Source organism: Spirillospora sp. NPDC048819 (genome assembly GCF_040650055.1).
Lineage (GTDB): Bacteria > Actinomycetota > Actinomycetes > Streptosporangiales > Streptosporangiaceae > Spirillospora.
In genome coordinates this window covers 56,893-70,048 of the sequence record NZ_JBEZGN010000026.1, presented here as the reverse complement: position 1 = coordinate 70,048, position 13,156 = coordinate 56,893, and the positions used below count along the sequence as shown (strand labels likewise).

Sequence of the window (13,156 nt, the reverse complement as noted above, 5' to 3'; positions counted from 1 at the left end):
ACCGACGTCACACCCGTACCACCACCTTTTCCCGTGACGCGCGGGACCACAAGGGGTGAAGGGCAATCAACCGTGATCTGTCCGCGGCGCACGCCGCCCAAACCCGCCCTGACCACCCTGTGCGCGGCATCCGACTACGATGGGCGCGCCGCGGCGGCCAGGCCCCCGGGGCCCTCTCCCCGAGACACGAGAACGGACGGCGATGCTCAACAAGATCAGGCCCGCGCTGGGGCGCGTCCTCACCCCCGTCGGACAGGCGGTCGCGCGGACCGGGGTGTCGCCCAACGCCATCACCGTCATCGGGACGCTGGGCGTCGCCGCCGGCGCGCTCGTGCTGTTCCCCCGCGGCGAGTTCTTCTGGGGCACGCTGGTCATCACCGCGTTCGTGCTGTTCGACATGCTGGACGGCGCGGTCGCCCGGGCCACCGGGAAGATCTCGAAGTTCGGCGCCTTCCTGGACTCCACGATGGACCGGGTCGCCGACGCCGCGATCTTCGCCGGGCTGATGATCGGGCTGTACCGGGACGGGCAGGAGCCGCTCGCCGGAGTCGCCCTGTACTGCCTGGTCGCCGGGGTCGTGGTGTCCTACGCCAAGGCCCGCGCCGAGGGGCTCGGCTACACCTGCGACGTCGGCATCGCCGAGCGCGCGGAACGCCTCATCGTCGCGCTGGTCGCCGCCGGATTCGACGGGCTCGGCGTCCCCTACATCCTCGCCGTCGCGCTGTGGGTCCTCGCCGGGCTGAGCACCGTCACGGTCGGCCAGCGGTTCGCCACCGTCCACGCCCAGGCGAAGGACGGCGCCGCCGCCCCGGAGCCGCGCCCATGAACGCACCCCGCCCGCAGCGGGACGGCCCGGATCGCACGCCGCGGCGCGGCCCCGGCGGCCCGTCACTGCGCGACGAGGTGACCGACGCCGCGTACGCGGCGGGCTGGACGGTCGTCCGCAAGATGCCCGAGGCGGCGGCCCGGCTGGCGTTCACCGCCCTGGCCGACCGCACCTGGCACCGCTACGGCCGCGGCGTGCGGCAGCTGGAGAAGAACCTGTGCCGCGTCCTCGGCAAGGACGCCGTCGACGACGAGGTCCGCATCCTCAGCAAGAAGGTGCTGCGCTCCTACTTCCGCTACTGGCTGGAGGTGTTCCGGCTGCCCGAGTACAGCCGGGCGCGCATCGTCGGCCGGATGCGGGTGACCGGCGAGAAGAAGCTCTTCGCCAACCTCGACGCCGGCCGCGGCGTCGTCCTCGCCCTGCCCCACATGGGCAACTACGAGCACGCCGGCGCATGGCTGGTGCACTGCGGGTACCCGTTCACCACCGTCGCGGAACGGCTCAAGCCCGAGTCGCTGTTCGACCGGTTCGTCGAATTCCGCGAGGGGCTCGGCATGGAGGTCCTCGCCCACAGGGGCGCCTCCGCGTACGGGCGGATGGCCCAGCGGCTCCGGGCGGGCCGCCCGGTGTGCCTCGTCGTCGACCGCGACCTGACCGAGAGCGGCATCGACGTCGAGTTCTTCGGCGCCACCGCCCGGATGCCGGCCGTCTCCGCCGCGCTGGCGATCCAGACCGGCGCCGCCCTCATTCCCGTGACACTCTGGTATGAGGGCGAGTACTGGGCGGCGCGCGTCCACGACGAGATTCCGGTTCCGGACGAGGGCGGCAGACAGGAGAAGATCCAGGCCATGACCCAGGAGCTCGCGCACGTCTTCGAGGCGGGCATCGCCGCCCACCCCGAGGACTGGCACATGCTGCAGAAGGTCTGGGTGGAAGACCTGACGGACGGCGGCCCATGAAGGTCGGCCTCGTCTGCCCCTACACCTGGGACGTCCCGGGCGGCGTCCAGCAGCACATCGGCGACCTCGCCGAGGCGCTGATCGCCCTCGGCCACCACGTGTCGGTGATCACACCCGCGGACGACGACGCGGAGCTTCCGCCGTACGTCGTGTCGGCCGGACGCGCCGTCCCCGTCCCCTACAACGGCTCGGTGGCCCGGCTGGCGTTCGGGTTCCTGTCGGCGGGCCGTGTGCGGCGCTGGATCAACGAGGGCGCCTTCGACGTCCTGCACGTCCACGAGCCCGCCGCGCCGTCCCTGGGGCTCCTCGCCTGCTGGGCGGCGGACGGCCCGATCGTCGGCACCTTCCACGCGTCCTACGAGAAGTCGCGCATGGTGTCGGTCACCGCGCCGATCCTGCAGAGCGCGATGGAGAAGATCACCGGCCGGATCGCGGTGTCGGAGGCGGCCCGCACCACCCTCGTCGAGCATCTCGGCGGCGACGCCGTGCTGATCCCCAACGGCGTCGCGACCGAGCGGTACGCGATGGCGGACCCGCTGCCCGGCTGGCCGGGGCGCGCCCTGACGGCCGGGGGACCGGCCGGAGGCGTTCCCCGCGGACCCGGCGACGGCGGCGCGCTCGGGTTCCTCGGCCGGATGGACGAGCCGCGCAAGGGCCTGCACGTGCTCCTGCGCGCCTTCGAGATCCTCGGCCGGCGGCGGCCGGGCCTGCGGCTGCTGCTCGCCGGCCCCGGCGACGCCGACGACGCGGTGGCCCGCGTCTCACCGGAGCTGCGCGACCGGGTCGTCGTCCTCGGCCTGGTCAGCGAGCAGGACAAGGTCCGCGCCTACCACTCGGTGGACGTGTTCGTCGCACCCAACCTCGGCGGCGAGAGCTTCGGCATCGTGCTCGCCGAGGCGATGTCGGCGGGCGCCCCCATCCTGGCCAGCGACATCGAGGCGTTCGACCGGGTGCTGCGCGGCGGGCGCGCCGGGGCGCTGTTCCCCGCAGGCGACCACGAGGCCCTCGCGGCGGCGGCCGGCGAACTGCTCGACGACCCCGCCCGGCGCAAGCAGCTGTCGGCGGAGGCCCGCGCCGCCGTCCGCGACTACGACTGGTCGTCGGTGGCCCGCGACGTGCTGCGGGTGTACGAGACGGTCGCCTTCGCAGGAGCGGGCGCGGCCGCCGGCGTCGTCGAGTCCGGCCTCGGCGCCTAGGAGGCCACCGGATGTACGACTGGATCATCGACGTCCTGTTCTGGATCGCCGTCGTCTTCCTCGCCGGCGTGTACGTGTCGTGGCGTGCGACCCGGCTCGACCGGCTGCACGTCCGCGTCGAGACCGCCCGCGCCGCGCTCGACGCCGCGCTGGTCAGGCGGGCCGCCGCGGCGCTGGAGCTGGCCGCGTCCCGGCTGCTGGACCCGGCGGCGAGCCTGGTCCTGGCCACGGCCGCGCACGAGGCCCGCACCGCCGACGCCGACAACCGCGAGTTCGCCGAGAGCGACCTGTCCCGGGCGCTGCGCGCCGTCGCCGACCAGCCCGAGTTCGTCGGCACCCTCACCGCGGGCGGCTCCGGCGAGGGCAAGGCGGTGCTGGACGAGCTGTCCTCGTCCGCCGCGAAGGTCGCCTACGCCCGCCGGTTCTACAACGACGCCGTCTCCCAGGCCAGGATCGCCCGCCGCAAGCTGCTCATCCGGATCCTGCCGCTCGCCGGCCGCGCCCCGCTCCCCGACTTCTTCGAGATCGACGACGACCCGCCCGGAATCTGACCGCCCCGAATCCGACCGCCGGAATCCGGCCGCGCCGAATTGATCGTTCTCGGTCCGCGCGGCCGTACCGCTGAGCGGGCGGGCGCATCCGGCCGCGTTCGCTACCCTCTGGCAGAACGCAAAGGGAGGGTTCATCGTGCGATCCGCATGGCAGACCACCGGCAGGGGCCGTGCGGCCGCAGGCCTCGGGGCCCTCGTCCTCGGCGCCGGCCTGGCGGCCTGCTCGGATCCGGGCGGCCCGGAGACGGCGCCGCCGCCGCGCAGCACGGGCGGGCCCCAGCGGACCGAGCCGCCGCCCCCGCCCCCGACGCACCCGTTCACCGGTGAGCGCAAGGGCCTGGACAACCCCGTCCTCGCCGTCAAGATCGAGAACACCCGGCCCGCGCTCCCGCAGAGCGGGGTCAAGGCCGCCGACATCGTCTACGTCGAGCAGGTCGAGGGCGGCGAGACCCGGCTGATGGCGGTGTACTCGTCCGAGCTGCCGAAGCGGGTCGGGCCGGTCCGCAGCGCCCGGATCTCCGACCTGCACATCCTGCCGCAGTTCGGCCGGCCCGCGTTCGCGTTCTCCGGCGTCCAGAGCAAGATGAAGAAGCACGTCCGCGCGGCGCCGGTGTACGACATCTCGCAGGAGAACGCCGGAGGCGCCTACTTCCGGTCCGGGAGCAAGCCCATCCCGTACAACCTCTACGCCGACCCGAAGGACCTGCTGAAGAAGGCGCCCAAGGCCGCCAAGCCCCGCGACATCGGCTTCCGCTTCGGGGACGCCCCGCCCGGCGGCGAGCCCACGACGTCCTTCACCGCGCGGTGGCCGTCCGCCAGCATGGGGTTCACCTGGTCGAAGAAGCAGGAGCGGTGGCTCGCCAGCTTCGGCGGGCGGCCCGACCGCGCCGCGGAGGGCGGGCGTCTCGGCGGCGAGACGGTCGTCATCCAGTACGCCAAGACGACCCGCTCGAAGTTCCACGACTTCCTCGGCAGCTACACGCCGCTGATCGACACCACCGGCACCGGGCGGGCGCTCGTCCTGCGGGACGGGAAGTCCTACAAGGCCAAGTGGTCGCGGCCGTCCGAGAAGAAGGGGACGACCTTCACCACGGCCGGCGGCGAGCCGGTGAACTTCGCGCCGGGGCAGGTCTGGGTGGTCCTCGTCAACGACGGCAAGCCCTACATTCCGTAGGCGCCGCTCCCGTCCGACGCGTCAACCGCCACTTTGTAAGGTCCGCCGGCCGCGCGTTGACACTGTGGCGGGTCGAGAGGTCCCGCGAGCAGGCAATACCATGGAAAGGACTTATCGTCCGTCCACGTGAGGAATGCCCGTGTCCACTTCCAGTCCCGCCCCTGAGAACTCCGCGCCCGAGACCGGGACCGCCCGCGTCAAGCGCGGCATGGCGGAGATGCTCAAGGGCGGCGTGATCATGGACGTCGTCACGCCCGATCAGGCGAAGATCGCCGAAGACGCCGGAGCGGTCGCCGTCATGGCCCTGGAGCGGGTGCCCGCCGACATCCGCGTCGAGGGCGGCATCTCCCGGATGAGCGACCCCGACATGATCGACGGGATCATCTCCGCGGTCTCCATCCCGGTGATGGCCAAGGCCCGCATCGGCCACTTCGTCGAGGCCCAGGTGCTGCAGGCCCTCGGCGTCGACTACGTCGACGAGTCGGAGGTGCTCACGCCGGCCGACTACGACAACCACATCGACAAGTGGGCGTTCACCGTCCCGTTCGTCTGCGGCGCCACCAGCCTCGGCGAGGCGCTGCGCCGCATCACCGAGGGCGCGGCGATGATCCGCTCCAAGGGCGAGGCCGGCACCGGCGACGTGTCCAACGCCACCACGCACATGCGCCAGATCCGCCAGCAGATCCGCAGGCTGCAGTCCCTGCCCGAGGACGAGCTGTACGTCGCCGCCAAGGAGCTCCAGGCCCCCTACGAGCTGGTCAAGGAGGTCGCGGCCGCGGGCAGGCTGCCCGTCGTGCTGTTCACCGCCGGCGGCATCGCCACCCCGGCCGACGCCGCCATGATGATGCAGCTCGGCGCCGAGGGCGTCTTCGTCGGCTCCGGGATCTTCAAGGCCGGCAACCCGGCGCAGCGCGCCGAGGCCATCGTCAAGGCCACCACCTTCCACGACGACCCCGGCGTCATCGCCAAGGTGTCGCGCGGCCTCGGCGAGGCCATGGTCGGCATCAACTCCGCCACCCTCGGCGACGACCAGAAGTTCGCGGGCCGCGGCTGGTGACGCGGGCGTGCCGGTGAGGACGGCGCCGCGATAAATGGGCCGTCCCCACTGCACACCGCGCCCTGACAGGGTTTACGCTGGCGGCGCGGCCGGTGAGGGGAGCGCGTGCCCCTGGGCGGTGCCCGGCCGCGGGAGGGGAGAGCATGGCTTGGTCGGTCGCGCTGGCGTGCGCGAGCGCGGGTGAACCCACCGAGGTGTTCCGGCCGGGCCTGGTGCCCGATCCGGACGCCGCCGCGGCGATCGCCCGCGGCCTCTATCCGGCGGACACACTCACCGAGACCGGTGACACGGTCCTGGACTTCGCGCTCTGGCCGTACGAGGACGAGCTGTTCGTCGGGGCGTTCGAGCGGGCGCTGCTGCTGTGCGACCGGCGTCTTTTCTGCCTCGACGACGACGCCCGCCGCATCGCCGACACCGCGGCGGCGTCGCTGCCCGGCTCGCACTGCGGCGTCCTCGTCCTGCACACCGTCATCCGCGGCTGCTGGTTCCGCTGGTACGAGTCCGGGGAGCTGCTCCGCGACGTGTTCGTCACCGCCGAGGACGGCGTCGTCGTCGACCAGGGCGAGCGGCTCCCCGCCGAGCGGCCGTTCTGGCGGGCGATCGACGCCGGCGCGCCCGACGTCCCGCTGCCGTTCGACCCGGAGGAGTTCGGGCTCGCGCTCGCCGAGGCGCACATGTTCGGCCGCGGCATCGCCGACCGCGGCAAGGACGGCTTCCTGCCGCTGGAGCTGCCGCTGCGCCGCTTCAAGCACGTGTGACGCGCACGATCCCGGAAGATCCGCGAGGTCGAGCCGCGTTGTAGTGAACGTCTAGGCTTGAACGACCCCCGCGAACCCCGGAAGGTTGCACGTGAGCGCTGTGCCGACGATCGGTGTCCTCGCCCTGCAAGGCGACGTGCGCGAGCACACGACGGCCCTGGAGGCGGCCGGGGCGCGCACCCTGAACGTGCGCCGCCCCGAAGAGCTGGAACGGGTCGACGGGCTCGTCCTGCCCGGCGGGGAGTCCACCACCATGTGGCGGCTGGCGCGCTCGTTCGAGCTGCTGGAGCCGCTGCGCAAGCGGATCGAGGCGGGACTGCCCGTCTACGGCTCCTGCGCTGGGATGATCATGCTGGCGGACCGGATCCGGGACGGCGTGGCGGGCCAGGAGACGGTCGGCGGGATCGACATGACCGTACGGCGCAACGCCTTCGGCAGGCAGGTCGACTCGTTCGAGTCCGACGTCCCGCTGACCGGTATGGGGGACACGCCGTACCACGCCGTTTTCATCCGCGCTCCCTGGGTGGAGTCCGTCGGCGACGCCGTCGAGATCCTCGGACGCGCCGAGAGCGGCCCGAACGCCGGTAGGATCGTCGCCGTCCGTCAGGGGCGCCTCATGGCGACCGCGTTCCATCCGGAGTTGACAGGCGATTTCCGCGTGCACCACTACTTCGCCGATCTGGTGCGCCGGACGACAGAGGAGGAGTGACAGATGTCCGGCCATTCCAAGTGGGCGACGACCAAGCACAAGAAGGCGGCCCTCGACGCCAAGCGGGGCAAGCTCTTCGCCAAGCTGATCAAGAACATCGAGGTGGCGGCCCGCACCGGCGGCGGCGACCCGGACGCCAACCCGACCCTCTACGACGCCATCTACAAGGCGAAGAAGAACTCCGTCCCCAACGACAACATCGAGCGCGCGCGCAAGCGCGGCGCCGGTGAGGAGGCCGGGGGCGCCGACTGGCAGAACATCACCTACGAGGGTTACGCCCCGGGCGGTGTCGCCGTCCTCATCGAGTGCCTGACCGACAACCGCAACCGCGCCGCCTCCGAGGTGCGCGTCGCCCTCACCCGCAACGGCGGCTCCCTCGCCGACCCGGGCTCGGTCTCCTACATGTTCAACCGCAAGGGCGTCGTGATCGTCCCCAAGGAGGGCACCAGCGAGGACGACGTGATGATGGCCGTCCTGGACGCCGGCGCCGAAGAGGTCAACGAACTCGACGAGGAGAACTTCGAGGTCGTCAGCGACGCGGGCGACCTGGTCGCCGTCCGCAGCGCGCTGGTGGACGCCGGGATCGACTACGAGTCGGCCGAGAGCAAGTTCCTGCCGACCGTCACCGTCCCCCTGGAAGAGGACAACGCCAAGAAGGTCTTCCGGCTCCTGGACGCCCTCGAAGACTCCGACGACGTCCAGGACGTCTACGCGAACTTCGACGTCTCCGACGACATCCTGGCCACCCTGGACTGACGCCGCCGCGCCCCGTCCCGGGCGGGGCGCGACGCGGGCATGGCATACGGTCTGGATCATGGAGATCCGGGCGCTCGGCGCAGACGAGAGGGACGCCGTCCGCGACATCGGGGCACGCGCCTTCGGGCCGATCCCGGACGAGGAGTGGGAACGGCGCGCCGAGGCCTCCCGGCCGATGTGGGAGGCCGGGCGGTGGTTCGGCGGTTTCGACGGCGGCGGGATCGTCGCCTCGGGCGCCCTGCACGACATGACGCAGTGGTGGCACGGGCGGCCGGTGTCCGCGGCGGGCGTCGGCGGGGTCACCGTCGCGCCCGAGGAGCGCGGCCGCGGGCTCGGCCGCCGGCTGATGGCCGACCTGCTGCGCCGGTGCGCCGAGTTCGGGCACCCGCTGGCGATGCTGTATCCCGCGACGACGCCGATCTACCGGTCGCTCGGCTGGGAGCACGCGGGCGCCCAGCACCACATCGAACTGCCGGCCGAGGCGCTGCGCACGGTCGCCGCCGAGCGGGTGCCCGTCCGCAGGGCCGGGCCGGAGGACGCCGCGGAGGCCGCCGCCGTCATCGGCCGCGTGCACGCGCAGGCGCGCGACAGCGGCCCCGTCGGATGGGGCGAGGCGAGGTGGCGGGGCCTGCTCGGGCAGCGAGACGACTACGTCTACCTCGCCGAGGACGGGTTCCTCTCCTACCGCTGGGCCGAGGGCGGCGGCGGGCTGGAGGTCTCCCGGCTCGTCGCGTCCTCCGAGCGGACGCTCCGGGCGCTGTGGGCCATCGTCGGATCGGGCTCGTCGACCGCCGGGACCGTCCGCGCGTGCGTCTCCCCGCTGGACCCGGTGCTGTGGCTGCCGCGCGAGCGCCCGCCCGAGATCGTCCACCGGACCCCGTGGATGCTGCGGGTCGTGGACGCGCCCGCCGCCATCGCGGCGCGCGGCTACCCCGCCGGGGTGGCCGCCCAGGCGCCGCTGCTGGTCGACGACCCGCAACGTCCCTCGAACTCCGGCCACTGGCGGCTGGAGATCGAGGACGGGGAGGGCCGTCTGGAGCCGTCCGGCGAGACCTCCGATGCCGTGCGGCTCGGCCCCCGCGGCCTGTCGGCGCTCTACGCGGGCGTCCCGGTCTCCGCGCTGCGCCGCTCCGGCCTCCTCCAGGGCGGGGACGCGGAAGCCCTGTCGCCCGCGTTCGCGGCCACGCCCTTCTCTTTGGATTACTTCTGACAACACGCCGCCGCCCCCTCCACGATGCGAGGCCGGATTGATAGCGTTGGCGGCCGAACAGGTGATCGAAGGAGTGGCCTTGCGGGTGATGGGGGTGGACCCCGGGCTCACCCGGTGCGGGGTGGGGGTCGTCGAGGGCGCCCCGGGCAAACGGCTCCACCTGGTGCACGTGTCCGTCGTGCGGACCGCGCCCGAAGACGACATCCCCCTGCGCCTGCTGGGCATCGAGTCGGGCATCGAGGCGCTGATGGACGAGTTCCGCCCGGACGCCGTCGCCGTCGAGCGCGTGTTCTCCCAGCACAACGTCCGTACCGTGATGGGCACCGCGCAGGCGGCCGGGGTCGCGATGCTGGTGGCGGCCCGCCGCGGCCTGCCCGTCGCGCTGCCCACCCCGAGCGAGGCCAAGGCCGCCGTCACCGGGAACGGGCGCGCCGACAAGGCGCAGGTGACCAGGATGGTGACCCGGCTGCTGTCCCTGGAGGCGGCCCCGAAACCGGCGGACGCGGCCGACGCGCTCGCGCTGGCCATCTGCCACGTGTGGCGCGGGGGAGCGCAGCAGCGGCTCGCCACGGCCCAGCGGTCGCGGATCGAGGAGGCTGCCAGGGCCGAACGCGAGCGCCTGGCCGCCCGGAGCAGAGGAGGAACCGTCCAGTGATCGCCTTCGTCAGCGGCAGGGTGGCCGCCGCCGGACCCGACGGCGCCGTGATCGACGTGCACGGCGTCGGCCTGGCGGTGCAGTGCACCCCCGCCACCCTGGCCGGGCTGCGGGTCGGCGACGAGGCGAAGGTGCCGACCTCCCTCGTCGTCCGCGAGGACTCCCTCACCCTGTTCGGGTTCGCCGACGACGACGAGCGGACGGTGTTCGAGATGCTGCAGACGGCCAGCGGCGTGGGGCCCAAGCTGGCGCTGGCGATGCTCGCCGTCCACACGCCCAACGCGCTGCGCCACGCGGTGGCGAGCGACGACCTCACCGCCCTCACCAAGGTCCCCGGCATCGGCAAGAAGGGCGCCCAGCGCATCGTCCTGGAGCTCAGGGACCGCCTCGGCGGCCCGGTCGGGGACGGCGCCGGCGGCGTCCGCGCGCCCGCCCGCGCCGAGCCGTGGCGCGAGCAGGTCCAGATGGGCCTGATCAACCTGGGCTGGTCCGCCAAGGACGCCGACGCCGCCGTGGACGCCGTCGCCGCCGATCTCGACGGCGGCGAGACGCCCCCGGTCGCGGCTCTTCTGAAGTCGGCGCTGAAGAAGCTCAGCAAATGATGAGCGGGAGCGAACCGGGGGGTGTGGGGGGTCGTCCCCCCACGGAGAACAGGATGAGCGGGAGCGAACCGGGGGGTGTGGGGGGTCGTCCCCCCACGGAGAACAGGATGAGTGATCCTGAGCGGCTGGTGTCGCCGGATGCGGACGGGGCCGAGGAGCAGCGGATCGAGGCCGCGCTGCGGCCCCGGAAGCTGGACGACTTCGTCGGGCAGGAGCGGGTGCGCGAGCAGCTCTCGCTGGTGCTGCAGAGCGCGCTGCGGCGCGGCCGGACGCCCGATCACGTGCTGCTGTCGGGCGGGCCGGGCCTCGGCAAGACCACCCTCGCCATGATCATCGCCGCGGAGCTGGGGCAGCCGCTGCGGATCTCCTCCGGGCCGGCGATCGAGCGGGCCGGCGACCTCGCGGCCGTGCTGTCCACGCTCGCCGAGGGCGAGGTGCTGTTCCTGGACGAGATCCACCGGCTGGCGCGGCCCGCCGAGGAGATGCTCTACATGGCGATGGAGGACTTCCGCGTCGACGTCGTCGTCGGCAAGGGCCCGGGCGCGACGGCGATCCCCCTGGACATCGCGCCGTTCACACTGGTCGGCGCCACCACCCGGGCGGGGATGCTGCCCGGGCCGCTGCGCGACAGGTTCGGGTTCGTCGCGCACATGGACTTCTACGAGCCCGCCGAGCTGGAGATCATCGTCCGGCGTTCGGCGGCGCTGCTGGACGTGGAGATCGGCGGCGACGCCGCCGCCGAGATCGCCGGCCGGTCCCGGGGCACCCCCCGCATCGCCAACCGGCTGCTGCGCCGCGTCCGCGACTACGCCGAGGTCCGCGCCGACGGGAGCGTCACCCTGGAATCAGCGCAGGCCGCGCTGGCGTTGTACGAGGTGGACGAACGGGGCCTGGACCGGCTCGACCGTGCCGTCCTGGAGTCGCTGATGCGCAAGTTCGGCGGCGGTCCCGTGGGGCTGTCGACGCTGGCCGTGTCGGTGGGGGAGGAACCCGAGACCGTGGAGGTCGTCGCCGAGCCGTTCCTCGTCCGGCAGGGCCTGCTGGCGAGGACGCCGCGGGGGCGGATCGCCACCGCGGCCGCGTGGGCGCATCTCGGGCTCGCGCAGCCGCCGACGGCGCCGATGGCGGGAACGCTGTTCGACGTCGACGCGGGCGACGGCGGGCCCGAATAGTGATCATCCGATAACGGGTTGGGAACTTCCCGGCTTCGCCGGTCGTCACGTCGTTGCCGGGGTCTCGCGTACTCTCTAGACTCCGGGACTTGGTTCACCGTCTCCAGCCGGCGGTCCCGTTACCTGACCGGTCCGGTCACAGGCTGGGCTAACGACATCGGAAGGATGCCCCAGTAATGGGCGGCGACATGATTATCGCGGCGGGCTCGGGCGGCAGCGGGGCTTTCAACCTGCTCCTGCTCCTCGCCATTCCCCTGGTCTTCTACTTCCTGCTCATCCGGCCGCAGAGCAAGCGGCGCAAAGAGCAGATGAATATGCAGAACGCCATCGAGCCCGGTGTGCGGGTGCTGACGACCAGCGGCATGCGCGCGACCGTCGTGGAGGTCGACGACGACGGCATCGTCCTGGAGATCGCGGAGGGCGTCGAGGTCCGCTTCGTCAAGCAGGCCGTCATGCAGGTCCTCAAGGACGACGAGCCCGAGGACCTCGACGACGAGCACGATGACGACGACGAGGACGAGGACGGCGACCGCGTCGACCTGTCCAAGGACGGCGACTCCGACGACGAGGCGGACGAGGACGACTCGGACGAGGACGGCCCGGACGAGACCGCCGAGGCGGAGGAGCCCGAGACCAAGTCCCGCAAGGGGCTGAAGGTGAAGGCGGCGAACAAGTCCACCGGCTGACCCCGCCTCCTGCCGCGATTCGAAATCGCGGCCGTGCCGGCCGGGCACCGAGCAGGGCAGCGACGACATCGCCGGACCGGGCTGCAAGGACGGACTGAACGCGAACGGCGGCGGCGCGAAGCCGTCGCCGTTCGCGTCCGCCGTCCCGTTCGGCGCCGAGGGCGGCCCCGCCGACGACGCCGGCGGCCTCGGCGGTACAGTCACCGTCCGTGAGGTCGTGCAGACCGGGCCGCCGCGGCGGCCCGGACGCGCGGCCCGGCAGCGGCGGCGAGTAGGAGCGAACTGTGGACCTCGGCAAGCTGATCCTGGAGCGGATCCGCGACGTGGACGACTACCCCAAGCCCGGGGTGGTCTTCAAGGACATCACGCCCCTGCTGGCCGACCATGTCGCGTTCGCCGGCGTGGTGGACGCGATCGTCAACCACCACGGCCGCGGCACCATCGACAAGATCGTCGGAATCGAGGCCCGCGGGTTCATCCTCGCCGCGCCCGTGGCGTACCACTTCGGCGCGGGGTTCGTCCCGGTGCGCAAAAAGGGGAAGCTGCCGTCGCGGACGCGCGAGGAGACCTATGATCTCGAGTACGGGACCGAGACGATCGAGATCCATCTCGACGCGCTCGAGCCCGGTGACCGTGTGCTGATCGTCGACGACGTCCTGGCGACCGGAGGCACGGCCAGGGCCGCCGCCGAACTCGTCCGGCGGAGCGGAGCCGAGGTCGCCGGCCTGACCGTCCTCCTCGAACTGTCCTTCCTGAACGGACGCGACAAGCTGGGGAATCTGGACGTCCATTCGCTGGTTACGGTCTAGTAAGAAATGGCTGCCGGATACACTGGGCGCCATCAG

Annotated in this window: 15 protein-coding genes; all 15 read left to right on the top strand. The window is 72.6% G+C overall.

Annotated elements, in window-relative coordinates; translation table 11 throughout:
* Nucleotides 1–202: 202 nt before the first annotated feature.
* Complete coding sequence (gene pgsA, locus AB0C35_RS29545) at nt 203–826, top strand: phosphatidylinositol phosphate synthase (RefSeq protein WP_358462686.1); 624 nt, start codon at nt 203–205, stop codon at nt 824–826.
* Complete coding sequence (locus AB0C35_RS29540; RefSeq protein ID WP_358462683.1) at nt 823–1,785, top strand: phosphatidylinositol mannoside acyltransferase; 963 nt, start codon at nt 823–825, stop codon at nt 1,783–1,785. Before pgsA ends, AB0C35_RS29540 begins: the two co-directional genes overlap by 4 nt.
* Entirely contained in the window at nt 1,782–2,981 is a 1,200-nt protein-coding gene (locus AB0C35_RS29535) for a glycosyltransferase family 4 protein (RefSeq protein ID WP_358462680.1), read from the top strand. The genes AB0C35_RS29540 and AB0C35_RS29535 overlap by 4 nt, the downstream gene beginning before the upstream one ends.
* Before the next feature lie 11 nt (nt 2,982–2,992).
* The gene (locus AB0C35_RS29530; RefSeq protein WP_358462677.1) at nt 2,993–3,532 is read left to right on the top strand and encodes a hypothetical protein; all 540 of its coding nucleotides are present in this window, start codon (nt 2,993–2,995) and stop codon (nt 3,530–3,532) included.
* Between the two features lie 136 nt (nt 3,533–3,668).
* On the top strand, nt 3,669–4,706 hold the full coding sequence (locus tag AB0C35_RS29525) for a DUF3048 domain-containing protein (protein ID WP_358462674.1): 1,038 nt from the start codon (nt 3,669–3,671) through the stop codon (nt 4,704–4,706).
* A 133-nt stretch (nt 4,707–4,839) separates the two neighbouring features.
* On the top strand, nt 4,840–5,763 hold the full coding sequence (pdxS, locus tag AB0C35_RS29520) for a pyridoxal 5'-phosphate synthase lyase subunit PdxS (protein WP_358462671.1): 924 nt from the start codon (nt 4,840–4,842) through the stop codon (nt 5,761–5,763).
* A gap of 143 nt (nt 5,764–5,906) precedes the next feature.
* Nucleotides 5,907–6,521 carry a hypothetical protein gene (locus AB0C35_RS29515; RefSeq protein WP_358462669.1) on the top strand — a complete coding sequence of 205 codons (615 nt, stop codon included), beginning with the start codon at nt 5,907–5,909 and terminating at the stop codon, nt 6,519–6,521.
* A 91-nt stretch (nt 6,522–6,612) separates the two neighbouring features.
* Nucleotides 6,613–7,230, top strand: coding sequence for a pyridoxal 5'-phosphate synthase glutaminase subunit PdxT (pdxT, locus tag AB0C35_RS29510; RefSeq protein ID WP_358462666.1), 618 nt, complete (start codon nt 6,613–6,615; stop codon nt 7,228–7,230).
* A gap of 3 nt (nt 7,231–7,233) precedes the next feature.
* Nucleotides 7,234–7,986 (top strand): YebC/PmpR family DNA-binding transcriptional regulator, encoded by a 753-nt coding sequence (locus tag AB0C35_RS29505; protein ID WP_358462663.1) that lies wholly within the window; start codon nt 7,234–7,236, stop codon nt 7,984–7,986.
* Nucleotides 7,987–8,044: 58 nt separating this feature from the next.
* On the top strand, nt 8,045–9,196 hold the full coding sequence (locus AB0C35_RS29500; RefSeq protein WP_358462660.1) for a GNAT family N-acetyltransferase: 1,152 nt from the start codon (nt 8,045–8,047) through the stop codon (nt 9,194–9,196).
* 79 nt (nt 9,197–9,275) lie between these two features.
* Complete coding sequence (gene ruvC / locus AB0C35_RS29495; protein ID WP_358462657.1) at nt 9,276–9,851, top strand: crossover junction endodeoxyribonuclease RuvC; 576 nt, start codon at nt 9,276–9,278, stop codon at nt 9,849–9,851.
* Complete coding sequence (gene ruvA / locus AB0C35_RS29490; RefSeq protein WP_358462654.1) at nt 9,848–10,453, top strand: Holliday junction branch migration protein RuvA; 606 nt, start codon at nt 9,848–9,850, stop codon at nt 10,451–10,453. The genes ruvC and ruvA overlap by 4 nt, the downstream gene beginning before the upstream one ends.
* Before the next feature lie 107 nt (nt 10,454–10,560).
* Nucleotides 10,561–11,625 (top strand): Holliday junction branch migration DNA helicase RuvB, encoded by a 1,065-nt coding sequence (gene ruvB / locus AB0C35_RS29485; protein WP_358462651.1) that lies wholly within the window; start codon nt 10,561–10,563, stop codon nt 11,623–11,625.
* Between the two features lie 176 nt (nt 11,626–11,801).
* Entirely contained in the window at nt 11,802–12,311 is a 510-nt protein-coding gene (yajC, locus tag AB0C35_RS29480; protein ID WP_358462648.1) for a preprotein translocase subunit YajC, read from the top strand.
* 284 nt (nt 12,312–12,595) lie between these two features.
* Nucleotides 12,596–13,120, top strand: coding sequence for an adenine phosphoribosyltransferase (locus tag AB0C35_RS29475; protein ID WP_358462645.1), 525 nt, complete (start codon nt 12,596–12,598; stop codon nt 13,118–13,120).
* Nucleotides 13,121–13,156 lie beyond the last annotated feature (36 nt).

Coding starts and splice junctions, on each gene's coding strand:
- AB0C35_RS29535 (WP_358462680.1), top strand. CDS start 1,782: ATGAAGGTCGGCCTCGTCTGCCCCTACACCTGGGACGTCCCGGGCGGC.
- pdxS (WP_358462671.1), top strand. CDS start 4,840: ATGCCCGTGTCCACTTCCAGTCCCGCCCCTGAGAACTCCGCGCCCGAG.
- AB0C35_RS29530 (WP_358462677.1), top strand. CDS start 2,993: ATGTACGACTGGATCATCGACGTCCTGTTCTGGATCGCCGTCGTCTTC.
- AB0C35_RS29540 (WP_358462683.1), top strand. CDS start 823: ATGAACGCACCCCGCCCGCAGCGGGACGGCCCGGATCGCACGCCGCGG.
- AB0C35_RS29505 (WP_358462663.1), top strand. CDS start 7,234: ATGTCCGGCCATTCCAAGTGGGCGACGACCAAGCACAAGAAGGCGGCC.
- AB0C35_RS29500 (WP_358462660.1), top strand. CDS start 8,045: ATGGAGATCCGGGCGCTCGGCGCAGACGAGAGGGACGCCGTCCGCGAC.
- yajC (WP_358462648.1), top strand. CDS start 11,802: ATGGGCGGCGACATGATTATCGCGGCGGGCTCGGGCGGCAGCGGGGCT.
- ruvB (WP_358462651.1), top strand. CDS start 10,561: ATGAGTGATCCTGAGCGGCTGGTGTCGCCGGATGCGGACGGGGCCGAG.
- pgsA (WP_358462686.1), top strand. CDS start 203: ATGCTCAACAAGATCAGGCCCGCGCTGGGGCGCGTCCTCACCCCCGTC.
- AB0C35_RS29515 (WP_358462669.1), top strand. CDS start 5,907: ATGGCTTGGTCGGTCGCGCTGGCGTGCGCGAGCGCGGGTGAACCCACC.